The 24,467-nt window shown below is 69.4% G+C and carries 11 protein-coding genes; 5 read left to right on the forward strand and 6 right to left on the reverse strand.

Annotated features, from left to right (window positions below; translation table 11 throughout):
* Positions 1 to 3: 3 nt before the first annotated feature.
* Genes MEU52_RS15405 through MEU52_RS15430 form a run of 6 tightly spaced genes read right to left on the reverse strand, consistent with a single transcriptional unit; the run spans position 4 to position 8,343 of the window.
* Complete coding sequence (locus MEU52_RS15405) at positions 4 to 567, reverse strand: siderophore biosynthesis protein (RefSeq protein ID WP_238122262.1); 564 nt, start codon at positions 565 to 567, stop codon at positions 4 to 6.
* Positions 564 to 1,148: a hypothetical protein gene (locus tag MEU52_RS15410; protein WP_238122261.1), complete on the reverse strand. Its 585-nt coding sequence runs from the start codon at positions 1,146 to 1,148 to the stop codon at positions 564 to 566. The genes MEU52_RS15405 and MEU52_RS15410 overlap by 4 nt, the downstream gene beginning before the upstream one ends.
* 5 nt (positions 1,149 to 1,153) lie before the next feature.
* Entirely contained in the window at positions 1,154 to 1,393 is a 240-nt protein-coding gene (locus tag MEU52_RS15415; protein ID WP_238122260.1) for an MbtH family protein, read from the reverse strand.
* Complete coding sequence (locus tag MEU52_RS15420; RefSeq protein ID WP_238122259.1) at positions 1,390 to 2,847, reverse strand: aminotransferase class III-fold pyridoxal phosphate-dependent enzyme; 1,458 nt, start codon at positions 2,845 to 2,847, stop codon at positions 1,390 to 1,392. Before MEU52_RS15420 ends, MEU52_RS15415 begins: the two co-directional genes overlap by 4 nt.
* Positions 2,844 to 3,758 carry a class I SAM-dependent DNA methyltransferase gene (locus MEU52_RS15425; protein ID WP_238122258.1) on the reverse strand — a complete coding sequence of 305 codons (915 nt, stop codon included), beginning with the start codon at positions 3,756 to 3,758 and terminating at the stop codon, positions 2,844 to 2,846. The genes MEU52_RS15420 and MEU52_RS15425 overlap by 4 nt, the downstream gene beginning before the upstream one ends.
* Positions 3,751 to 8,343, reverse strand: a complete 4,593-nt coding sequence (locus tag MEU52_RS15430; protein ID WP_337927654.1) for an amino acid adenylation domain-containing protein — start codon at positions 8,341 to 8,343, stop codon at positions 3,751 to 3,753. Before MEU52_RS15430 ends, MEU52_RS15425 begins: the two co-directional genes overlap by 8 nt.
* Before the next feature lie 330 nt (positions 8,344 to 8,673).
* Here MEU52_RS15430 and MEU52_RS15435 point away from each other — a divergent pair, with 330 nt between their 5' ends.
* The 5 genes from MEU52_RS15435 (at position 8,674) to MEU52_RS15455 (ending at position 24,381) form a co-directional block, all read left to right on the forward strand.
* Positions 8,674 to 10,866 (forward strand): AMP-binding protein, encoded by a 2,193-nt coding sequence (locus MEU52_RS15435; protein ID WP_238122256.1) that lies wholly within the window; start codon positions 8,674 to 8,676, stop codon positions 10,864 to 10,866.
* 46 nt (positions 10,867 to 10,912) lie between these two features.
* A complete protein-coding gene (locus MEU52_RS15440) occupies positions 10,913 to 15,478 on the forward strand; it encodes a type I polyketide synthase (RefSeq protein WP_238122255.1) in 4,566 nt (1,521 codons plus the stop codon).
* A gap of 92 nt (positions 15,479 to 15,570) precedes the next feature.
* Positions 15,571 to 16,638, forward strand: coding sequence for an LLM class flavin-dependent oxidoreductase (locus MEU52_RS15445; RefSeq protein ID WP_238122254.1), 1,068 nt, complete (start codon positions 15,571 to 15,573; stop codon positions 16,636 to 16,638).
* Between the two features lie 14 nt (positions 16,639 to 16,652).
* Entirely contained in the window at positions 16,653 to 21,065 is a 4,413-nt protein-coding gene (locus MEU52_RS15450; protein ID WP_238122253.1) for a non-ribosomal peptide synthetase, read from the forward strand.
* A gap of 31 nt (positions 21,066 to 21,096) precedes the next feature.
* The gene (locus MEU52_RS15455; RefSeq protein WP_273546281.1) at positions 21,097 to 24,381 is read left to right on the forward strand and encodes an amino acid adenylation domain-containing protein; all 3,285 of its coding nucleotides are present in this window, start codon (positions 21,097 to 21,099) and stop codon (positions 24,379 to 24,381) included.
* Positions 24,382 to 24,467: the final 86 nt, after the last annotated feature.

Consider the following 24,467-nt stretch of genomic DNA (forward strand, 5'->3'; position numbering starts at 1 on the left):
CGGTCACGAATGGAAGGGGCATCTCTTGCCGGCGGGATCGATCAGGCTCAGGCGGCCGCGCTCGAAACGGCGCAAGGTTTCCACCGCATGGCGATCGTCGTAGCGCAGGCTGCCGGCCTCGCTGCCCACGAACCGCGCGCAAATGCCCGTGTGGCTCTGCGCGAGGTGGCGATAGGCGGCCACAAAGCCGCCGTGGGCATCGGCCAGCTCTTCTGGAAGCTGCTCGAAGACCGGTCGCAGGTCCCGCCACACCCCCACCAGGACGGCATGCTCCCAGGACATCAGGCCGCTGAAATCATCGGACTCCACCGAGGGCTGCATCATGGATTGGCGGATGCTGTTCTCGTAGTCGTCCTTGGTGAAGCTGGCGGCCAGTTCCATGGAGGCCGCCGACGCGGTCAGCAGCGTGGCCGCCGCCGTCAGCTCCTCTGCGGCGGCGGCGCGCGATCCGCGCTCCAGCAGCAGGCGAAAGCGCCTGAGCGCGACGATGAGACCCTGGACATTGAGGAAGAAGGCCCAGTGAAACTCACGCCAGATCGCGTAGGGAGACGGAGGCGCGCCACTCATGCGAGAGGCTCCAGCCCGAAGGTTCTGGCCAGCAGATGAGTGTGGCACACGAACCCGTCGATCTGGCGGCGCACCTGGAGTGGGGCCAGATGATGGCTGCGCTCGAACAAGTGCGTCACCGCCCGCGCGGTCTGCACCAGGCTGCGCACCATCGCGATCGCCGGCGTGTCGGACGACAGGCGGTTGACGCGGAAGTAGCGGTCGTAGTCCTTGGCCTGAAACGGCGTGAGCTGCAGGCCAGTGGTGTCGATCTCTGCCGGTGGACCGAGCGGCGGGGGGATGTCGCGCAGCAGCGCATCCAGCTGCTTCAGGCAGGCCGGGCGGTCGAGTTCCAGTGCCTTCAGCAGTCCGTGCAGCAGAGCGCGCAGGTGCCGGCTGTCCGCCTCGCCGAGGGTAGCTTCGGCCACCAGCTTGTCCGGCAGCGGCAGATCGAGCCAAGGGTCGTGTCGGGCCGCGGCGTCCGCCGCGGGCGGCGGGGCAGCTCTCACCGGGGTCGGGGTGCCCGGGGCTTGCGGCTCGGAGCGCCGGGCATCGGGGAGGTCGGCGGCCAGCGGCGCCGACGTGTCCAGAGATCTGTCCAAGGCGCCTACTCCTGCCGGGAGGGTGCGGCGGGCAGGGCCCCGTCCATGAGGCGGCGCAGAGCCAGCGGCCGCATGTCGGTCCACACCTCGCCAATATGGTCGAGACAGGCCTGTTTGGGCCCGGAGAACCCGCCGTCGCGCCAGCCGGAGGGGATGTCCTTGTAGGTCGGCCAGATCGAATAGCGTTCCTCGTCGCTGATTACGACGCGGTAGTTCGGCTCGTCGGCTTGATCCGGAGTGCTCATGGTGTGTGTGCTCCATCGGCGAGAGGAAGGAGACCGAGGCCCGCGAGGGACTGGAGGCTCTGGCAGAAGGCGTCGTGGATGGTGTCGATGTCCGCGTCGCCGTGCGCCGTCGACAGGAAGCCGCCTCTGTCGCCGCCGCGCAGATGAATACCCGCGGTGAGCAGCAGCAGCGACATCAGGTTCAGGGCGAGGGGCGGCACCCGGCTGCGGCCCGCCGCCAGGACGAAGAACGAGCCGAAGTGCGTGAACACCACCGGCAGCTTGGCCTTGGCCAGGGACTGGTTGAGCCGCGTCACCAGGGCGCCGGTCCGGGCGTTCAACTGCTCCTGCAGAGCTGGTCCCTGTTCGAGCATGTGGCGGGCCGCAGCACGGGCTGCCGCGAGGGCGAGGGGGTGCCGGCAATAGGTGCCGGCGACGAAGGTGGGGGTGACCCGTGGCGCGGAGGCATCGCCATAGTCCCAGTCTCCGCCGTCGACATGATCCATGAAGCGGCTGCTGCCGGCGATCAGGGCCAGCGGCATCCCGCCGCCGGCGATCTTGCCGTAGGTCGCAATGTCCGCCTTTACCCCGAAATGCGCTTGGGCCCCGCCCGGCGCCACCCGAAAGCCGCTGATCATCTCATCGAAAATCAGCGCCGTGCCGGTCTGCTCGGTGATGGCGCGCAGGGTGCTCAGGAAGGCGCGCGGCTGGAGATCGATGTTGCGGCTCTGTACCGGTTCCACCAGAACCGCTGCGATCTGCCGGCCCTTCCGGCGCAGCAGGTCCAGCGATCGCGGATCGGCATAGTCCAGCAGGACGACATCGCGCGCACCGGCCGGCGGGATGCCGGTAAAGGCCGGCATGGCGCGGTACGCCATCCACCGCCGCGCCAGCGGGGGCATCACGCGCCGCAGGGCTCCCGGCGCGTCGCCGAAGGTCGCGGGGCGGTTGAGCACCTGGTCGCAATGGCCGTGATAGGAGCCGGTGAAAATGGCGATCCGGCTGCGTCCGGTGGCGGCGCGGGCGATGCGCAGGGCGGTCATCACCGCCTCGGTGCCGGTGTTGCTGAAGGTCACCCGTTCGTGGCCGGTCAGGCGGCAGAACATCTCCGCCGTCTCGCTGGCGAGGTCCGACTGCGGGCCCAGGGCGAAACCCTTGGCCAGCTGCTCCTCGATCGCCTGCCGGATGAACGGTGGGTTGTGGCCGAACAGATTGATGCCCATGCCCATGAGAATGTCGACATAGCGGTGGCCGTCGGCGTCCCACAGGTACGGCCCCTCGGCGCGGGTGGCGACCAGCGGATAGAGCGCCTCCTTGGCGAGCTGGGAGAACGGCACGCCAATCCCGCTCTTGTCGGCGAGGACCCGCCGGTTGGCGGCGCTTGCCGCCTTGGACTGCAGCGTGCGCCGGTTGAATGCGGCGATGATGGACGTTGCGGCCGCCGCCGGCGTCGGGGTGTCGGCGCGGGCGTTCATCGGGCGGCCGCCTGTGTCATCGCCCGCGGGGCTGGGGTGGCGATTTCAGGCGAGGTGGTCGTCGCGTTGGCGACCTTGCGGCAGAGGAAATAGGCCGCGTGCTGGTCGTCGATGGCGCCGCCGCCGGTGCTCCGCAGTTCCGGCTCGAAGCCGCATGCGCCCAGCAGCTCCGTCATGGCGTCGAGATCGTGCCCCCAGACGGTATTCGCCACCGAGTGCCGCTCCCAGTCGGGGCAAAGGCTGCCGTAGCGGGCCAGCAGCGCGAGGCGGGAGCGGCGCAGAGCCTTGCCCCGGGTGACGCGGGCGATCACGCTCCCGAGGGGCAAGCGTCTCGCGTTCCGGGGTCGCCGGTAGATGTCGACGGTGAAGGTGCCGCGGCCGGCCGCAGGGTCATAATCCGGGGTGATCAGCCAGGCATAGTCGGCGTGCAGTTCGCCTTCGGTGGGCCGTCCCCGCCAGTGGCGGGACATCTGGGCGGGATGGTTGACGTCGAAAATGAACAGGCCGTCGGGCACGAGGGCGGCGTTGGCGCTGGTGAATACGCCGCACAGGTCCTCCAGCGCGGCCATGTGGTTGAGGGATGCGCTGGTGCACAGAATGGCGTGAAAGGGGGCGTCGAACGCAAAGGCGCGGGCATCACCCTGCACGAAGGTGGCGGTGGGGGCGTTCTGGCGCGCATGGCGCAGCATATCCGCAGAGCCATCGAAGCCGGTGACGGCATAGCCGCGCTCGGCCAGGCGCCCGGCCAATTGGCCTGTGCCACAGCACAGATCGAGGATCCGGCCGCCGGCAGGGAGATGGGGAAGAACGATCCGCGCGATGGGGCCGATCTTGTGTGCCACATATCTCGGGCCCAGGGTCTGATTGTAGAGCCACGCCCAATCATCATAAGTCTTGGCTTGCTCAAGCATGGATCAAACTGGCCTCGGCTGCGGGATTTAGCGCGCCTGCCCGGATGAAGGCGCGCAGATACTTGCGGAATAGCGCGGTATCGAGCGCCGGTTCGGTGAAGGGCGCGTTGGCGAGGGCCGCAGCGGCGCGGCGCCGATCGATGGGTGCGAGCGCCCTGCCGGCGGTCTCCCCGGCCGCCGCGGCGGCCTGCTCGAACAGGCCCATGAGCGGGTAGAGCGGGTGGCTGGGATCCTCGCGCGCGATACGTTTCAGGGTCGCCCGCCAGGCCGCGCGCGGCACGCGCTCAAGCGACAGACCTTCCAATGCGCAGGCCTCGAAGAGGCGTGCCGAGGAGACCGGAGCAGAATGGGTGAGGTGGAAGGTCTGCCCCGCCGAAGTCGGCTGGTCGGCCAGCGCGACGATCGCCCGGGCCACATGGTCCACCGGCAGCATCTCCAGCATGGTGTCGCCGGCCGGCGCGGCGCCGCAGCGCAGGTAGCCCTGCATCAGACGGCAGAGAATGTCCGCGCCGTTGAATGCGCCCGTTTCGCTGTCGCCGGAGATCGCGCCGGGCCGGAAGATGGTGACCGGCAGCCCCCGCTGGCGGATCTCCTCGGCGAGATGCTCGCACACCCATTTGCTGCGGTTGTAGCCGCCGATTGGTGGGGGAAAGGCACTGATACCGTCACTTTCGAGAATGGGCCCCGTCGCACCGCGCCGGGTCAAGGCGCTGAGGGAAGAGACCAGGTGCAGGGGCCGCCCCGTGCCGGCACAGGCCAGCCGGATGATCTCCCGGGTGCCGTCCACATTGATGGCCCGCAGCCGCTCATAGGGAAAAAGGTGATGCACCTCGGCGCCATTGTGCAGGATGGCGTCCATGGTGCCGGCCAGATGCGCGCGGGTGCCGGCGGAAAGGCCCAGGTCCGGCAGGGCGAGATCGCCCTGCACCACATGCAGACGTTCGGCCAGCGCCTCCTGCCACAGGCCATAGCGATCGAGGGCGGCCCGCAGGCGCTCGCGGCCACCGGTGCCGCGCACCAGGCACCAGACCTGGCGCGCCTCGTCGCGCAGCAGTTCGCGCAGCAGGTAGGCGCCGAGAAAGCCGGTTGCTCCCGTCAGCAGAACCTGGCGGGGTGGATGGACGCTCCGCACACCGGCAGGAGGGCGGAGCGACGTGTCGAGGCGGATGTCAGCGTGCAGCGGCTCATCCTGCGGCGGCGATGCCGGGGGCACGGAGAGGGTACGCCGGGCCACCTGCGCGGCCAGCGCCTCCACGGTGGGGGCCTCGAAGAGATCGAGAACCCCGAGCTCCAGCGCGAACCGCTCCCGGGCGCGGCTCACGAGCCGGGTGGCCAGCAGCGAATGGCCGCCGAGGGTGAAGAAGTCATCCTCGGCGCGGATCGAGGCGAGGCCGAGCACCTCCTGGAAGGCGCCGGCAATGGCCGTCTCCAGGGGGCCGTTCGGTGCCCGGCCGGCGCTCGCATGCGCCATATCCGGCGCAGGCAGCGCCTTGGTGTCGATCTTGCCGTTGACCGTCAGTGGCAGGCTGTCGAGCCAGACGAATGCCGCCGGCATCAGGAACCGGGGCAGGCGCTCGGCCAGCCAGGCGCGCAGCGCCGCGGGTGCCGGCGGGAACGCGGCCTTCGCCACGCCGTAGGCGACGATTTGTGCGCTCCCCGCTACGTCGGCGCGGATGGCGACCGCCGCTCCCGCCACCTCGGGATGGCTGAGGAGGATGGCGGCTAGCTCGCCCGGCTCGATGCGGTAGCCGCGAATCTTCACCTGGTCGTCGAGGCGCCCGAGCACGCGAATGCGCCCGTCCGGCAGCCGGCAGGCCCGGTCGCCCGTGCGGTAGAGAACGCCGGACGTGCCCGGCGGTCGGAAGGGGTCTGGAACGAAACGCTCCGCCGTCAGGGCAGCGCGCCCCAGGTAGCCTCGGGCGATGCCCACCCCGCCGATGTGCAGCTCCCCCGGCACCCCTACCGGCAACGGTTCGAGGTTGGCGTCGAGCACATGCAGATGCTTGTTGGCGGCCGGGCTCAGTGTGGCGTCGAGCGGATGCCCGTTTCCGCAATTGACCATGCTGGCGTTCACCGTCGTCTCGGTGGGGCCATAGGCGTTGATGAAGTGGTGTTGGCCACTCCAGCGCGCAATCAGCTCCGGCGATGGCGCTTCGCCGCCCACCAGCACCGTCCGCAGCATCGGATAGTCGCCCGGCGGCAGCGCCAGCAGCGCCGATGGCGTCATGGTCACGTGGGTCACACCGTGCGCGCGGAGCCGTGCGGCCAGCGTGGGGCCAGGCAGCAGGTCTTCGGCGGTGAGCAGCAGCAGGCAGGCGCCGGCGCCCAGGCTCATCACCAGCTCCGGGATGGAAGCATCGAAGCTGAAGCTGAAGAACTGCAGCACGCGGTCGCCAGGGCGGACGTCACAGCAGCGGATCTTGTCGGTGGTCAGGTTGGCCAGCCCGCCATGCTCCACCAGCACGCCCTTGGGCCGGCCTGTGGAGCCCGAGGTGTAGATCAGATAGGCCACATGACGCGGGTGCGAGACGGGCGCGGGATTGGTCTGCGGCGCCTGCTGCGGCCAGTCGGTATCGAGACTGATCCGCGAGGTACCTTCCGGCAACCGTATGGCGCTGTGGGACAGGATGAGCCCTGCACCGGAATCTGCCAGCATGTAGGCGATGCGTTCGGTGGGATAGGCCGGATCCAGGGGCAGGTAGGCGGCGCCGGCCTTCAGCACGGCGAGCCAGGCCGCGACCATGTCGAAGCCGCGCTCAAGGGCGATGGCGACCACGCTCTCCGGCCCTACGCCTCGCCCGCGCAGCATGTGCGCCAGCTGGTTGGCGCGGCGGTTGAGCGCGTCATAGCTCAGGTTTCGCGTGCCGTCGGCGGTGGTCTGGAGCAGCGCGGCGGCTTCCGGCGCCCGCGCCACCTGGCGCTCGAACATCGCCTGAAAAGTGTCGCTCTCGTCCTGCTCGCGCCGTGTGGCGTTCCACTGGATGAGCTGCGTGTGTCGCTCGTTTTCCGGCAGGAGCGACACGCTGGCCACAGCCTGTTCGGGTGCCGCGGCGATGGCCCGCAGCATGATGAGGAAATGGGTGGCGAACGATCTGATGGTTTCGGGTCGAAACAAGGCGGTGTCGAACTCGATCGCGCCGGTGAGGCCCTCCGGCCCCTCCTGCATGTTCATGCTGAGGTCGAGCTTCGCCACACCATCAAGACGGGGCAGACGGCGCAGCTCCACGCCGGGCAGGCCGGCAGGCTGGCGGGGGGCGGAATCGAGCTGGAATTTCAGCTGGAACAGGGGATTGAGGCTGGCGTCCCGCTCCGGCTGCAGCTCTTCCACCAGCCTTTCAAACGGCAGGTCCTGATGCTCCAGAACGTCCCACAGCGTCGCCTGCGTGTGCTTGAGATTCTCCAGGAATCCCGCCGCGAGGTTCAACCGGGAGCGGATCGGCAGCGGATTGACGAACAAGCCGATGAGGTCCTCGGTCTCCTGCCGCGGGCGGTGGGCCACCGGCGTGCCGATCACGAGGTCGCTCTCGCCGGTGTGCCGCGCCACGAAAATGTTGAATGCCGTGAACAAGGTCGCGAACAGCGTCGCCCCATGTGCGCCCGACAGGCGGCGCAGGGCCGATGCCGTGGCGGTGTCGACGACGAAGCCGTGGATCTCGCCCACATTGCCGGGGGTCGGCGGGCGTTGAAAGTCGCCGGGTAGGCGGGTCTGGGGCAGCGGCCGCTCCAGATGGCGGCGCCAGAAGGTCAGCGCGCGTTCAAGGTGCGGCCCTTGCAGGTGCGCGCGCTGCCAGGCGGCGAAATCGCCATATTGGATGGGCAGGGCGGGCAGATCCACGCCGGCGCCGGAGACCGCGGCGGTGTAACAGGCTGCGAGATCCCGCATCAGGATCTCCATGGACCAGCCATCGGCGCAGATGTGGTGTAGCGTCAATTGGAGCAGGGTGAGCTCCGGCTCCAGCTCAACCACCGTCAGGCGCAGCGGTGGCTCGGCCGTAAGGTCGAACGAACGTCGCGCCTCGGTCTGTAGCAGCGTATGGATCTCTGACGGGCTGGGCGCCGCCGCACCGCGATCGATCCGCTGCACCGGAACGCGGGTATCGGCGACGACGCGCTGCACGGGAACCCCCTCTTGCGTGTCGATGCGGGTGCGCAGAATGGCATGCCGCGCCACAACCTGCGCCAGCGCGGTGTCGAGGGCTGCCAGATGAAGCCGGCCGCGCGCCTCCACGGCGAAAGACATGTGGTAGAGCCCGGCATCCGGCAGCATCTGCTCGATGAACCAGAGCCTTTGCTGCGCGAACGACAGCGGCGGTGAGGCATCGCCGCGCCCTTCGATTTCAGGCGCAACCGGCGGCGTTGTGGAGACAGCGCTCTCGAGAAAGGTCAGGATCTCGGCTTTACGGTTGCGAATGGCCTCGGTGACCTGCGGCGTGAGCGCTTGCCGAGGTCCTGAGCAGCGCAGCCGCCCACCATCGTTCCACACACGCACGCCCTGTCCGGACAGGTCTTGCAGCAGATTTTTGATTGCCTCGTGGCTCGTCACTGCGATGCTCCCGGGACCGTAAAGTCGGATAGAGCTGGCCACAACAGATGTGCGGTTGGCATAGATCTTAGATATACAGACGATGGCAGGGTATATGTTGAGTTTTTAATGATTAAAAACGTTCTCTCGGGGTGAATGTCCCCTGTCCCGCGTGTGTCGACTTTATGAATTCATGTTCGCGGCCCGTCAGGGTGGCGCGTAAATGTTGACTACTGGATTCAATAATTATATGCAAGAGGCAATTCGTCAACGGCGTTTATACGCATGCGAAGGTTACATTTCAGGGATTCTAAGTTGTCGTCGCAGAAATGGCATGCCTGCAGGCGTGCCTACGCGTTTTCGGCCTTCCCCTCCAATAAGGAGAAGATGGACATGCACAACACCTCTTTGTCGGGCCGGGATAGCGGCGGCGAGAGCGGGTTCGTGAGCATCGTGCACATGCTCGAACGCAGGGCTGTCGCGACCCCCGATGAGGTGGGCTTCCGCTTCTTCTCCGACAGCGCGGTGCCGGCCGCTGAGGCGCGCTTCGATGCCTGGACCTGGCGGGAGCTGCGCGAGCGGGCGCGGGGTGTCGAGCGGGCGCTGCGCGCTGAGGGCGCGGTCGCCCCCGGCGCGCGCATTCTCGTCGTCTATCCGCCGGGCCTCGATTTCATCGCGGCCTTCTTCGGCTGTCTCTATGCGGGCGCCGTGCCGGTGCCGGCCCCTGCGCCCCGGCGCGCGGATGGCATTGAGCGCTGGCTGCATGTGGCGCGGGATGCCGGCATCTGCGGCGTGCTGTGCCCGGCGGATCTGGTCGAGCCGCTCCTGCCGCTGCAGCAGGCTGTGGGGCGCGGCTTCTGCTTCGCGCCGGCGGCCGCAGATGCCGCCGCGCCGTGGTGCACGTGCGACGAACGTCCGTTCGTTCCGCCCGGCGCGCGGCAGGTGGCCTTTCTGCAGTACACCTCCGGTTCCACCAGCAATCCCAAGGGCGTCATGGTGACCCATGGCAACCTGATGGCCAACTTGCGGCAGATCAGCGTGGCCTTCGCTTACAGCCCGCAGGACCGATCGGCCTGCTGGCTGCCCCACTATCACGACATGGGCTTGATCGACGGAATCCTGTCGCCGGTGTTCAACGGTTTTCCCGTCTCGCTCATGGCGCCGGCGTCGTTCCTGCGCCGGCCCCTGCGCTTCCTGGATCTTGCCTCCCAGTGCCGCGCCACGGTGATCGGCGGACCGAACTTTTCTTACGAGCATTGCGTGGAAAAGTTCACGCCGGAGGCCGCTGCGGGCCTCGACCTGTCCGCCATCCGCATCGCCTACAATGGGGCGGAGCCGATCCGCCCGCACACGCTGCGCCGCTTCGCCTCGACGTTCGCTTCATCGGGCTTTCGCTGGGAGGCGTTCTATTGCTGCTACGGCCAGGCGGAGGCGACGCTGTTCCAGACCGGCAATGGCCCGGCCGATCCCCCAGCCTTCCTCGCCGTGCGGCGGGAGGACCTCTCCACCCGCGGCGTCGCGATCGAAGCGGAGGCGGATGGGGAGAAGGCGCTGGAGCTGGCGGCGTGCGGCCGTCCGGCGGACGGGCTCGACCTCGCCCTGGTCGATCCGGAGCAGCGCCAGCGGGTGGCCGATGGCATCGTGGGCGAGATCTGGATCCGGGGGCCCAACGTCACCCCCGGTTATTGGGGCCGCGCCCAGCTGAATGCGGAGACCTTTGACCAGCGCCTCGATGGCGCGGGCGGCTGGCGGCGCACCGGTGACCTCGGCTTCCGCGTGCGTGGGCAGATCTACATCGCCGGCCGGCTCAAGGATCTGATCATCGTCCGCGGGCAGAACCACCACCCCGAGGACATCGAGCAGTCGGTCTTTTCCTGCCATCCCGCGCTGGCCCAGGGGCGGGCGGGTGTCTTCCCCATCGAGATCGAGGGCGAGGAGCAGGTGGGCATCGCCTGCGAGCTCACGCGCGACGGCCTGCGCGATCTTCCCGCCGACGAGGTCCTCGCAGCCATCCGAGGGGCGGTTTCCCGCAGCCACAGCCTGAAGGCGGGGGTCATCGCGCTGCTCAGGCCGGGTAGCCTGCCGCGCACCCCGAGCGGCAAGGTGCGCCGCTTCGCCTGCCGCCAGGGTGTGGCTGACGGCGCGCTGCGCATCGTTGCGCGCTGGGACGCGCAGCCCGGCGCGGCGCTGGCAGCGCCGGCGCTCCAGGAGCCGGTCCCCTGGCGCGAGCAACTGCGCGACCAGCCCAGGGCCTTTCGCAGGGATGGCCTGCGGCGTCTCATTCGCCAGGAGGTGGCTCTGCTCGCGCGGCTGGCGCCGGGAGAACTGCCGGAAGCCTCCACCGGCTTCTTCGACCTCGGGCTCGATTCTGTTGCCCTCGTCAACATCGGCGCCACGCTCGAACGGGAACTGGCGTTGCAGGTGAAGCCCACGCTGATCTTCGAGCATCCCACCATCGAGGCGCTGACCGACTATCTGCATGGCGTGCTCGATGCTGGGTTCCCCGACCTGCCGGTTCCGCACCATGGAGCCCTCGCCTCCGTTCCCGGCATCCCGCCATCCGGCGCGTCGATCATGCGGTCATAGCCGCCCGCACGATCCCTCCCGACCAACGAGAGCGAAAGCAAAAGCGATGACTGATGTCGACACGCCGGCGATTGGTTCCGAAACCTTCGATCGGGGGACGCGCGCGGCGGCGCAGGAGGAGCGGATCGCCATTGTCGGTCTCGCCGGGCGCTTCCCGGGGGCCAATGACATTGACGCTTTCTGGCAGCTGCTGCACGACGGGCGGAGCGGCCTGCGCACCGTCGACGATGCCGAGCTGACGCGGGCGGGGGTCGACCCGGCGACATCGGCGCGGCCGGACTATGTGCGGGTCTGGGGCGGGTTCGACGATCCCACCGGCTTCGATGCGGGGTTCTTCGGCTATGCCCCGCGCGAGGCGGCGCTGCTGGATCCGCAGCACCGGGTGTTCCTTGAATGCGCCTGGGCGGCGCTGGAGCATGCCGGCTACGACAGCCGCGCCTTCGCGGGGCGGATCGGTGTCTACGCGGGCGGCGCGCTCACCTATCATTTCAGCCACATTCACGCCGATCCGGCCTTGCGGGAGAGTGTGGACCCGCTCCACGCCGGCCTGAGCAACGTGCTTGGCATGATTGCCGCCCGCACCGCCTATCACATGGACCTGAAGGGGCCCTGCGTCGGCGTCCAGGCAACGTGCGCCACCTCGCTGATCGCCGTGCATCTCGCCGCCCGCAGCCTGCTGGCCGGCGAAGCGGACATGGTGCTCGCCGGCGCCGTGGCCGTCGGCCAGCCGCGACCCGAGGGCTATGTCTACAAGAGCGAGGGCGTGGTCTCGCCGGATGGTCTCTGCCGCCCGTTCGATGCCGCCGCGCAGGGCACGGTCTTCAGCAATGGCGTCGGCGTGGTGGTGCTGCGGCGGCTCAGGGATGCGCTGGCGGACGGCGACACCATCCATGCGGTGCTCCGTGGTTCGGCGATGGGCAATGACGGCGCCGCCAAGGTGGGGCTCACCGCGCCCAGCGTCGCCGGCCAGGTGGCGGTGCTGGAAGCCGCCCTGGCCGACGCCCGCATCGCGCCGAGCAGCGTCGATTATGTGGAGACCCACGGCACCGCCACCGTGCTCGGCGACCCCATCGAGCTGGCCGCGCTGAACCGGGTCTATGGGCCGGGGCTCGATGCGGAGGGCCGCGTCTGCGGGATCGGCTCGGTCAAGGGCAATGTCGGGCACATGGATGTGGCCGCCGGCATGGGCGGCCTCATCAAGACCATCCTCGCCCTGCGGCACGAAACTCTCCCCGCCAGCATCAATTTCGCCGCGCCCAATCCGGGCTTTGATCTTCCGGCGAGCCCGTTCCGCGTGGTGACTGAGAACCGGCCCTGGGGCCGCACGCCGGACCGGCCGCGGCGGGCGGCCATCAGCGCCTTCGGCATGGGCGGCATGAACGCCCACGTCATCCTGGAAGAGCCGCCGGGCCAGCCGCGGGCATCCGCGGTCGCCGGCCCGCATCTGCTGCGGCTGTCCGCCCGCGATGCCGAGGCGCTGGCGCGGATGCGCCGGGCTCTCGCCGCCGCCATCGGCGCTGAGGACGGCCCCGCGCTGGCCGATGTGGTCCACACGTTGCACACCGGCCGGCGCCCCATGGGTCGGCGCTTCGCCTGCCTGGCCCACAGCCGCGCGGAGGCGGTGGCGCTTCTGGAGCGGGGGGAGGGGCCCGCCTGCGTCGAGGGCGAGGCGCTGCCGGGCACGCCGTCGCTCGTCTTCCTGTTTCCGGGCCAGGGCGCCCAGTATCCCGGCATGGCGCGCGCGCTACTGGAGCACGAGCCAGAATTCCGCTCCGCTTTCGAGGCATGTCTCGATCTGCTGCCGGACACCCTGGATCTCAGGGCGGTGCTTTATGGTGACGCCGAGACGCTGCGCCGCACGCAATGGACACAGCCGGCGCTGTTCGTGGTGGAATATGCGCTGGCGCGGATGTGGCTGGCAAAAGGCCTGCGGCCGCGCGCCCTCATCGGGCACAGTATTGGTGAGTATGTCGCCGCGTGCCTTGCCGGCGTGTTCTCGCTCGCCGATGCGCTGCGGCTGGTCTGCGCACGTGGCACGCTGATGCAGGCCTGTGCGCCCGGAGCGATGCTGTCCGTCGCCCTGTCCGAGGCGGAGGCGCGGGCGCTGGTGTCGCCCGAGGTGGACCTCGCCGTGGTCAATGGACCGCGCAGCTGTGTGCTCGCGGGCACGCTTTCGGCCATCTCCGCGCTCGCCTCTGATGTCGAGCAGCGTGGTATCGGCAGTCGCTTGCTCAAGACGTCTCATGCCTTCCACAGCTTCATGATGGAGCCGGCGCTGGCCCCCTTCTCCCGGCTCCTCAGCGAAATTCCGCTCCATCCGCCGACCCTGGACATCGTCTCCAACCTGACCGGGGACTGGCTCACGGCCGGGCAGGCGACGGATCCGACCTATTGGGTGGCGCAACTGCGGCAGGCGGTGCGGTTCGGCCCCGCCCTGTCGCGGGCGTTGGAAGTGCCGAATCCGCTTCTGCTCGAAGTCGGGCCGGGGGCCACGCTGACCCGGCTGGCGGCCCAGCCGTCCGGTCCCGGCCTGCGCGCGGTGACCACGCTGCCCGACACCGCCGAGCAGGACGCTGCCGAACACGTGGCCCTGGCGCATGCGCATCTCTGGGTCGCAGGGCTGGAGACGGAGCGCGACGAGCCGCACGCGGGGGCCACGCCGCGGCGGGTGGGTCTGCCCACCTATCCATTCCGTCGGGAATCCTTCTGGGTGCCGCCTGCGTCGCCGGTGCAGGGCGAGATCGAGGCGCCGGGGCGGCGTGCCGACCTCGCCACCTGGTTCCACCAGCCCCTCTGGCGGCGCTGCGCTGCCCCGCGCGCGGGTGACGCCGAGCTCCCGCGGGCCCGCTGGCTGCTGCTCGGGGGCGCGGCCGCGCTGGCCGCCATCGGCACGGTGCCGGCGCAGGTGGAGGTGATCAGCGTCGAGGCGGCGGCTGGATTTGCCCCGGCGGGTGCGGGCTTCGACCTTGATCCCGCCGATCCGGATCACTATCGCGCGCTCTTCACCGAACTGGCGGCCAGGGACATCTGGCCAGACCAGATCATCAATGCCTTCCCGCTCGATCCTGCCGCGGCGCCTCAGGCGCCGTTCACCAGCGTCTTCGCCCTGGGTCGAGCTCTGACGACGCTGGATGAGCGGCCCGCCGTGCTCACGGTGCTCGCCCGGGGTATGCAGCAGGTCACGGGGGGAGAGGTGCTCGCGCCCGCCGCGGCCATGGCGCTCGGGGCACTGCGGGTGTTGCCGCAGGAGGTACCGTACCTGCAGTGCCGCAGCGTGGATCTGCCGGCCGTCGCTGCCGGCCCGGTGGCGGGGCTTCGCGCTGCGCTGACCCGTCCGTGGCAGAAGGATGCCACCGTATTGGCCCTGCGTGGCGGCCTCCTCTGGCGGGAGGAGGTCACGGCCGCGCCGCTCACTGAGCCTGCGGAGGTTCCGGCACTCTCCGCAGGGGCGACCTATCTGGTGGTCGGCGACCTGACCGAGGGGCTCGGCCTCATCTATGTGCGGGCGCTGGTCAGGTCGCTGCGCGCGCGGGTGGTCGTGGTGGGCCGGGCTGGGCTGCCGCCGGCGGAAGAGTGGGAGCACTGGCTCGCCTCGCATAGTCCGCAACACCCGGTGAGCCGCTTCGTGCGGGCACTCCGCGACATCGGTGTACCGGGGCGGGACTATGTGCTGTTCAGCGGTGATCTGACGGATCCGGACTGGCTGCGTGGCTGCATCGCTGACAGCCAGCGGCGCTTCGGGCCGATCCAGGGGGTGTTCCATACCGCCGGCATGGGCGAGGGCCACCATTGCCCCCTGGCCGAGGCGACGCCAGAGCAGGCGGGCGGCTTGTTCGCCACAAAGATCGCCGGCATGACGGCTCTGGCCGATGCCATCGTCGGCATCGCGCCCCGGTTCGTGCTGGTGCAATCCTCCTTCTCCACTGTGGTGGGGGGCGTGGGCCTCGTCGCTTATGCGGCAGCTAACAGCTTCCTCGACGCCTTCGTCGATGCCAGGCGCGAGGCGGGACCGGCCATGCCGGAGGCGACCAGTTGGCAGGCCATCGACTGGGATACCTGTCTGCCTTACGGGCAGGGGCGCGAGGACCTCGGCGGGTCTCTCGCGGCCCCATTTGCCCACGCGATGGATGGCGACGAGGTGTGGCGGGTGACCCGCGCGGTGCTGGCGCGGCCCGATGTTTCACGGGTCGCCGTCACGCCGGAGCCGCTCGAACGCCGCATGGCCGCGGCGGCGCAGGTCGCGATGGTGGACGCGGGCGACACGGCCCGCAGCGCCCGCCCTGATCGTGCCACGGGCGGCCCCCCGCGCGATGCGGTGGAGGCGGCGGTGGCGACGATCATGGGCGAATTGCTGGGCATCGAGGGGATCGGTGTCGATGACAATTTCTTTGCGCTCGGCGGCCATTCGCTGCTTGCGGTGCAGGTGGTCATGCGCCTGCGCAAGCATTTCGCAACTGAATTGCCCATGCGCGCCCTCCTGTTCGAGGCGCCCACCGTTGCGGGGATCGCGGCGGTGATCCGCGGATCGCTCGAAACCGCGCAGCGGGAGCAGGAGACCCTCGCGGCGCTGCTCGACGAAATCGAAGCCGACGGTCAGCGGCAAGAGGCCTGATGGCGCGCTCGAGCCGGGTCGGTCGGCTGAGGCGTCGGCAAGCATCGCATGTGAAGATCCGGCATCAAACGCCGCAAGGAGAAAGAGAAAGCATGAAATTCAGTCTCTTCTACTTCGATGGCGACGGCGACACCGCCGTTGGCGATCGCTATCGCCTCTTGATGGACAGCGCGCGCTTCGCCGATGCCAACGACTTCACGGCATTGTGGGTGCCAGAACGGCATTTCCACGCCTTCGGCGGTCTCTACCCCAACCCGTCGACGATCCACACCGCACTGGCGATGGTGACCCAGCGCATTCAGCTGCGCTCCGGCAGTATCGTCCTGCCTCTGCATCATCCGGTGCGGGTGGCGGAGGAGATCAGCGTCGTCGACAATCTGTCCGGCGGACGTGTCGGCGTCGGCATCGCCTCCGGCTGGACGCGGGATGAGTTCGTGCTGTCGCGTGAGCCCTATGGCAGCCGGCGCAGCCTGATGTGGCGCAATTACGAGGTGATCTCGAAGCTGCTCGCGGGCGAGCACGTGAGCCTCGAGCATGCCGATGGTCAGGTTACGGAAGCGCGGACTTTGCCGCGGCCGGTGCAGCCGCGCATTCCCTTCTGGGTGGCCAGCCAGTCCACCGAGACCTTCATCGAAGCCGGGCGCCGTGGCGTCAATGTGCTCACTGCTCTGCTCGGCGAAACCCTGGAAGGGCTGGCGCCGAAGATCCAGGCCTACCGGCGATCCCTGGAGAAGCACGGCCACGACCCTGCCTCTGGCACCGTGACCATCATGGCGCATACGTTCCTGGGGGCCGATGCGGCGCAGGTCAAGGCGACCGTGACTGGCCCCTTCGGGGATTATCTGCGCACCCATTATCACCTGCTGGAGGGGCTGGCCCGCAGCATGGGGCTCGATATCGCCCTGGAGAACTTCAGCCAGGACGACCTCGACAGCCTCATCCAGTTCGGCATTGAGGGGTTTATGCGCGGGCGCTCCCTCATCGGTACCCCGGACGGCGCAGCCGAGACCGTCGAGGCGCTCGCGGCCGCCGGCGTGGATGAGATCGCCTGCCTCATCGACTTCGTCCAGGACTACGGCCTGGCGATGGGTGGCCTGCCGCATCTCCTGGTGCTGGCCCGCCGTTACGCGCCGGTGCCCGCCTTGAGCAAAGCCGTGTGAGGAAGGGCCCTGTCGTGAGCAACGCAGATCCGATGGACAGGTTGCGGGCGCGGGTCGCGGCCCTGGACCCGGCGCAGCAGGCGGACTTCCGCCGGCAGCTGGAAGCCCGCGGCATCGCCTGGGACAGCCTCGCGCCGCAGGCTGAAGCGGTGAGCCGGCCCGACCGCCTGCCGCTCTCGCCGGGCCAGATGCATTTCTGGATTCAGCAAAGCCTTTATCCGGAAAGCTCGGCCTATCATGTGGCTTATCGCTGGCGACTGCGTGGCCCGCTCGACCGCGCCGCGCTGGAGAAGAGCCTGCAGGCCATCGTCGATCGGCATGCGCCCCTGCGCACGGCGTTTCCGCTGCATGAGGGCGAGCCCTGGCAGCAGGTGCTGCCCGGCTGCGCATTCGCCCTCGATTTCACCGACGCGGAGGGATCCGAGGCCCGGCTGGAGGAAGTCGCGCACCGCGCCGCCACCGCACCGTTCGATCTGACCCAGGCGCCGCTGTTTCGGGTCCACCTCGTGCGGTTCGGTGCGCAGGAGCATCTGCTTGCCATCACCTTGCACCATATGATCGCGGATGGATGGTCGCGCGGCGTGCTGATGCGCGAGCTGGCGGCGGGCTATCGCGCCTTCTGCGCCGGTCGTGCGCCGGACCTGCCGGACCTGTCCGGCGACTTCGCCGCCTGTGTGCGCGCGCAGCAAGACTGGCTGCAGGGCTCCGCCAGCCACCGGCAGCGGGCCTATTGGAAGGCGCGCCTGAGCGACCTCAAGCCGCTGGAGCTGCCGACCGACCGCTCCCGGCACAGCACCATCGACATGGCGGCGGCGCGCATCACGCGCGACCTTCCATCGACGCTCTACGCGCAGGTCCGTGTGCTGGCGGCACGGCTCGGCACCACGACTTTCACCGTCCTGGCCGCGACGTTCAAACTGTTGCTCCACCGCTATTGCGGCCAGCGGGACCTGGTCATCTGCACGCCGGTCGCCGGACGCATGGGCGCGGAGGCCGCCGGCCTGATCGGCCTGTTCACCAATACCCTGGTGCTGCGCACCCGGCTGGACCCGGGCCTGACCTTCTCGCAATGGGTGGGGCAGGTTCAGGACTGCGTTTCCGATGCGCTGGACCACCAGGAGCTGCCCTTTCCCATGGTCGCCGAGGCCCTCGGCCTCAATCGCGACGCCCGGCAAAATCCCCTGTCCCAGGTGATGTTCCAGGTGCAGACCGGCGGCTACCAGCAGCAGAATGCCGAAGAGGTCGATCTCGGCGTCGCGGGCCTGTCGGTGCGGCAGCAGCCGGCGCCGCTGCGGGAGACCAAGGTGGATCTCAGCTGGTACATGATGGAGCGGGAGAGCGGCTGCCTCTTGACCATCGAGTATCGCACCGCCCTCTTCGATCCCTGGCGCATGGCGCGCATGGCGACCCATTTCGAGCATCTGCTGCAGTCTGTTCTGCAGGCGCCCCATGCGCTGTTGCCGACCCTGAACTACATGTCCGAAGAGGAGCGGCACGCCCTTGTCGCGCTCGGCACGCCGGTGGAAGCGCAGCTGCCCCGCGTCACGGTGCACGAGGTCATCGCCGATGTCGCCCGACGCTATCCCGAGGGGGTGGCTCTGGAGAGCGATGGCCGGAGCTGGAGCTATCGGCAACTGGAGGATGACGCCCATCGGCTGGCGCGATGGCTGTCGTCGGGGCCGGAGCCGGTGCGGCCCGGTGATCGGGTGGCCGTTTCGCTGCCGGGCAAGGGGGCCTCCATCGTGGCGCTGCTCGCGCTCCTGAAGGCCGGCGCCATCTATGTGCCGCTCGATCCTGACCACCCGGCGGACCGTGTGGCCTATGTGCTGCAGGATGCCGGCGTGAGCCTGATCCTGACCGATCAACCGCAGCTCTACCCCGCGCATCGCTGCCTGGATCCGCTGGCGCCGGTGCTGGAGGCCGACCCTGCGGTGGCGCTGCCCGCGGCGGACCCGGCGCGCCTGGCCTATCTTCTCTATACCAGCGGCAGCACCGGCCGGCCGAATGGCGTGCCCATCGGTCATATCAGCCTGCTCAACCATCTGTGGTCCATGGCCCGGTGCCCGGGCCTGCGTCCGGGCGATCGCATGCTGGCCATCACCACGCCGACCTTCGACATCTCCATTCTCGAGATGCTGCTGCCGCTCAGCATCGGCGCGACGGTGGTGCTCTACGGCCAGGGGCTGCTGCTCGCCCCGGCGAAGCTGGCGGAGGTGTTGAGCCGCGACCGCATCACCCACATGCAGGCCACCCCCGCCTATTGGCGCATGCTGCTCGACAGCGGCTGGCGGGGGTGCGCGACGCTGACCGCGCTGTGCGGCGGCGAAGCGCTCGATGCACCACTGGCCCGCCGCCTGCTGCAGCACGTGGGCACCTTGTGGAACGTCTATGGTCCCACCGAGGCCACCATCTGGGCGAGCGCGCTCGTGGTGACGCAGGAACATGCGGAAAGCGGCAAGGTCCCCATCGGCGGGGCGGTCGACAACACCCATCTCCATGTTCTCGACACCTATCTGGAGCCGCTGCCGCGCGGCATTCCGGGCGAGCTGCATATTGGCGGCGCCTGCCTGAGCCCAGGCTATTGGAACCGCCCGTCGCTGGCCGCCGCCCGCTTCGTGCCCAATCCGTTCCGGGCCGCGCCGGGTCAGCCGCTGCACCTCTATCGCACCGGCGACGCCGTGGTCCGGCTGGCGGGGGATGAGATCGAGTTCATCGGCCGCACCGATTTCCAGGTGAAGCTGCGGGGCTACCGCATCGAGATCGGCGAGATCGAGGATTGTCTGTTCAAGGAGCCCCTGGTCGAGCAGGCGATCGTGATGCTCGATGCGCCGAACGAACGGCTGGTAGCTTATGCGCTGGTGCGCGATCCCGCTGCCGCCATCGACGATGGGTCCACGGAACGTGCGCTCCGCCAGTCCCTCGCGGCGCAACTGCCGCGCTACATGGTGCCGACCGCGTTCGTTCTGATGCGCGCCTTCCCGCTCAATCCGAACGGCAAGGTGGATCGCAAGCAGCTTCCTTTGCCGAAGGCGTCGGTGGCGCGTGCGCGACCCACCGCCCCGCGCAATGCTGCAGAGGCGACCCTGCTGGCCATCTGGATGGCGGTGCTGCAGCGCGACGACTTCGGTGTGGAAGACAATTTCTTCGATCTCGGTGGCGATTCCATTCTCGGCGTCCGCATCGTCGCCCGCGCTCAGGCGCAGGGCCTGGGGCTTGAGCCCACGCAGATCTTCGAGCACCAGACCGTCGCCGCGCAGGCGGCCGTCGCCGCTCGGAAACCGTCGCACAGGCCGCAGCTCTCGCGCTGGCAATGCTATGCGACCGGTGCGGACCTCGCCCCGTGGCTCGTCACCTTCCACGCGCCGGCGCCCGATGCGGTGATGCGACGCGCGGCGGAGCTGGTGGCGCACCACCACCCCGCCCTGCGCGGCCATCTGGTTCCGGACGCCGTCCACGCCTCCTTAGACTGCGGGGGCGACGACGATCCGGCCCTTGCGCAATGGGCGCGCGATGTCTCCCGCCAGGGCGGGCGCATGACCTTCGGTCTGCGCACATGTTTGCGGGATGGCGCACCGATATGCGCCCTTGCCGCCCATCCGCTCCTGGTGGACGCTCTGGCCATCGGCTGGATAGTCGCCGACCTCGAAGATGCGGCCGGCGCGCTCATGGCCGGCGCCGCGCCGGTGCTGCATGCGCCCGGCAGCGACGAGGCCTGGCTTGCCCAGGCGGGAGGAGAGACCCCGGTCAGCGCGCCGCCTTTGTCCGACGCCGCTCTCGCGGGCGAGGTGTGTACGGCTCTCGGGCCGGATGCGGTGGCGCGTCTGCGCACGACGGCGCGACACCTGGAGGTGCCGCTGGAGCTGATGGTTCTCAAGGCGCTGGAACAGGCGCTCGCGCCTGCGAGCGGGGGCGATGCGCCCGCCTTGGCGCTTTTGACCGCCACCCGGCCGGACGCAGCGTGCCGGCGGACGGCGGGAAATTTCACGCGGCTCGTTCCGATCTCCACTGCGCCGCGCCCGCGCGCCCACGACCCCGACTGGTTCGTGGCTCAGAAGGCCCGCCTCGCCGCCGTCGGGCCGGGGGGCGATCCAAGCGATGCCGGCACAGCACGGATCGTCCTGTCGTGGCAGGACCGGGAGGCCGATGCGCGGGCGCCGGGGGATGGCGGCGATCGCGGGGACCTCCAATGGCAGCTGGCGCCCCGCTGCGTGTTTCCGCAGGGGTGTATCCTGGGCGTGGAGGCGCTCGCGCATGGGGAGGGCCTCGACCTGCGCTGGCATTTCGACCCCGCCCGACAGCCCCGTGCCGAGGTGGAGGCGCGGGCGCGTCTCCACCTGCAAGCGCTGACCGGCATGAAGGCGGAGGCCTCCAGCTCGGCTGCGAAAGTGGATCGCCTGCTGGACAGGCTCAGATCGCGGAAGGATTAGCGCGGTGGCCGAGGTGGTCGATGTCTTCGAAATGACGCCGATGCAGAGCGGAATGCTCTTCCATACCTTGATGGAAGAGCATTCCGGCACCTATTTCGAGCAATGCTGGTGTCGCCTTGATGGGCACCTCGACGTCGCGGCCTTCCAGGCGGCGTGGCAGCGGGTGATCGCCCGTCACGCGGTGCTGCGCGGCGAATGCCATTGGGTGGATCTCGATCGCCCGGTGCTGGTGATCCATGACGGGGTTGAACCGGAGTGGCATCTGGCGGATTGGACCACCCTCGACGCCGTGGCGCAGGAGCAAGCCTTTGCCGATTGGCTGGCCTCCGACCGCCGGCGCGGATTCCGGCTCGATACGGCGCCCCTCATGCGTTTCGCGCTGTTCCGCGTGGGACCGGACAGCCACCGCTTTGTCTGGAGCTTCCACCACCTGCTGATGGATGGCTGGTGTGGCTCTCTGCTGGTGGGCGAGATGCTGCGCGCCTATGCGGGCCGGGAACTGCCTCCGTCGCCGGCGCCCTATCGCCGCTATGTGGAGTGGCTCGCCGCGCAGGATGGAACTGCGGCGCGCGCCTATTGGAGCCGTACTCTGGCGGACCTTCCGGAAGCGCCGGTTCCGGAGCTGGCGCCTCTCAGCCATGAGGCGGCAGGCAGCGGCGACGAGGCCGGCACCGTCGAGTTCCGCGAGGTGGTCGATCCTGACCTTGTCGCCCGGCTCACGGCCATGGCGCGGCGGGAGCGCCTCACCCTCGCCACTGTTCTCCAGGGAGCATGGGCCCTGCTCCTGTCCCGCTACAGCGGCACGGACGATGTGGTGTTCGGAACCGTGCTGTCGGGTCGGCCGGCGGACTTGCCGGGAGCCGATGCCATGATCGGGCTGTTCCTGAACACGGTGCCGCTGCGGGTGGCGACCGATCCGGCTCGGCGGGTCGCTCCCTTTCTGCGCGATCTGCAGGCCGAAAGCCGCCACCGTGAGCGGCACGGCCACGCTGCCCTCACCGACCTGCAGCGTTGGAGCCGCAGGGAGGCGGGTCAGCCGCTGTTCGAGACCTTGCTGATCATCGAGAATCTGCCCCTGTCCATGCAGGATGCCTTCGCGCGGGAGGCCGGCGAACTGGCGCTTCTGGAGGCGGGGAGCTTCGAGCGCACCCATTATTCGTTGGCCCTGCGCGTGTTTCCGGGCACACAGACCGTACTGGCCCTGAGCATCGACACGGCTCGGGTCGCACCGGCGCATGCCCGGCAGATGCTGCGCCACTATCAGGGCATCCTCTCCCGCCTTGCCGACGCCCCCGAGGCCTATCTCGGCGACATCGAGCTGCTGGCGGACGCGGAGCGCGGCCGGCTGCTGGAGATGGGCCGTGGCCCGGCGGCTCCGGCGGCCGAGCCGATTCCGGTGCAGGTCTCCGCCCACGCGGCGCGGACGCCGGACAAGACCGCGGTGGCCTACGCCGCACCCTCCGGCGACGTGATGCTGAGCTATCGCCAGCTGGAGGCGCGCAGCGAGGACTGGGCGGCGCGTCTGCGGACGCGGGGCATCGGCCGTGGCGCGGTGGTTGCCGTGTGCCTGCGCCGTGGACCTGATCTGCTCGTCACTTTGCTCGCCGTCCTGAAATCGGGGGCAGCCTATCTGCCCATCGACCCCGGTTATCCGGCGGAGCGCATCGGCTACATGCTCGCGGATTCCACGGCCGCGCTGCTGCTCACCGACCTCGCGCCGGCGGAGCGGCCGGCGGTGCCCGAGGGGGTGCCGGTGATCGCTCTCGATGAGCCCGAGGGCGCTGTACGCGCCATTGCCGGTGCGTGTCCCTCGCCCGACCCCGAAGACCTTGCCTATATCCTCTACACCAGCGGCAGCACCGGCCAGCCCAAGGGCGTGGCCATTCAGCACCGCGCACTGAGCAATTTCATCACCGCGATGGCGGCTCGCCCGGGCATCGATGCCGCCGACCGGCTGCTCGCGCTCACCACCATCGGCTTCGACATCGCCGGCCTTGAGCTGTTCGGCCCCCTCGCGCGGGGCGCGACGGTGCTGTTGGCGGACACTGCGGCCGCTCGCGATGGCGCCCGCCTCGTGGCGTTGCTGCGGCGGTTGCGGCCCTCGCTCATGCAGGCGACGCCGGCAGGCTGGCGCATGCTGGTGGACGCCGGCTGGGAGGGGGATCGCGATCTCAGGATGCTGTGCGGCGGCGAGGCGCTCGACGGGCAGCTGGCCGCGCAGCTGCTGGCGCGTGGTGGCGAGCTGTGGAACCTGTACGGGCCGACGGAAACCACCATCTGGTCGGCAGCGGTCGAGGTGCGCGCCGAGACCCTCCAGAGAGGCGGAGCGCCGGGGGCCGGGGTGCCGGTGGCGGGCCCCATCGACCAGACCATGCTTTATGTGCTCGACCCGCGTGGCCTGCCGGTTCCTGTCGGCATCGCCGGCGAGCTGCATATCGCCGGAGCGGGGCTGAGCCCGGGATATTGGGGCAAGCCCAGCCTGACCGCCGAGCGCTTCGTGCCCAATCCGTTTCGCGCCGGCCCGCAGGACGGGCTGCACCTCTACCGCACCGGCGACCTCGTGCGCTGGCGCGCCGACGGGGCGCTGGATTTCCTGGGGCGCATGGACAGCCAGATCAAGCTGCGCGGCTACCGCATCGAACTCGGTGAGATCGAGGCGCGGCTGTCCGCTCATCCCCTGGTCGCGGAAGCGGCCGTGCTGGCGCAGGAGGGGGCCGCGGGCATGCAGCTCGTGGCTTATCTGCGCTGGGCTGGCCCGCCGCCCGCCGATCCGGCGGCGAGCCTGCGCGATCACCTGGGGCAGGCGCTGCCGGCCTATATGGTGCCAGCCGCCTATGTGCCGCTGGAGCGCTTTCCCCTGACCCCCAACGGCAAGGTCGATCGCAAGGCCTTGCCGGCGCTGCGCCCGAACCTGCCGACCCGGAATGCGGAACAGGTCTCCACCCTGGGCGAGCCCGCGGCAACACTGGCGGCGCTCTGGTGCGACATCCTGAAGGTGGGGCCCATCGCGCCGCAGGACAATTTCTTCGCCCTCGGCGGCCATTCGCTGCTGGTGATCGCGCTGCAGAATGCCGTGCGCCAGCGGTTCGGGATCACGCTCGACATCACCGATTTCTTCCGCTTTCCCACGTTGCAGACCCTGGCGACCCGCATCGCTGGATTGACGGGGATGGCGACCGGCGAGGAGCGGGACTGGCACGACCGGGCCGGATCGCAACGCGCGGGCCGCGCCCGGCTCGCCCAGCGCCGGGACCTGAAGCGACAGGATCCGCGCCGCGGCGGCCCGGCGGACGGGCCGCCGATGCCGTCACCATGAGCGCTCTCCTCCGCCGATGTCACGCTGAGAGCGGCGTTCCGCGACATCAATGCGGATTGGTGTGATGAAACGCGACAACGCCATAA

This window comes from Xanthobacter sp. NM-25, assembly GCF_022138605.1.
In the GTDB taxonomy this organism is placed as follows: Bacteria; Pseudomonadota; Alphaproteobacteria; order Rhizobiales; family Xanthobacteraceae; genus Xanthobacter.

Coding starts and splice junctions, on each gene's coding strand:
- MEU52_RS15405 (WP_238122262.1), bottom strand. CDS start 567: ATGAGTGGCGCGCCTCCGTCTCCCTACGCGATCTGGCGTGAGTTTCAC.
- MEU52_RS15415 (WP_238122260.1), bottom strand. CDS start 1,393: ATGAGCACTCCGGATCAAGCCGACGAGCCGAACTACCGCGTCGTAATC.
- MEU52_RS15420 (WP_238122259.1), bottom strand. CDS start 2,847: ATGAACGCCCGCGCCGACACCCCGACGCCGGCGGCGGCCGCAACGTCC.
- MEU52_RS15425 (WP_238122258.1), bottom strand. CDS start 3,758: ATGCTTGAGCAAGCCAAGACTTATGATGATTGGGCGTGGCTCTACAAT.
- MEU52_RS15435 (WP_238122256.1), top strand. CDS start 8,674: ATGCACAACACCTCTTTGTCGGGCCGGGATAGCGGCGGCGAGAGCGGG.
- MEU52_RS15440 (WP_238122255.1), top strand. CDS start 10,913: ATGACTGATGTCGACACGCCGGCGATTGGTTCCGAAACCTTCGATCGG.
- MEU52_RS15445 (WP_238122254.1), top strand. CDS start 15,571: ATGAAATTCAGTCTCTTCTACTTCGATGGCGACGGCGACACCGCCGTT.
- MEU52_RS15455 (WP_273546281.1), top strand. CDS start 21,097: ATGACGCCGATGCAGAGCGGAATGCTCTTCCATACCTTGATGGAAGAG.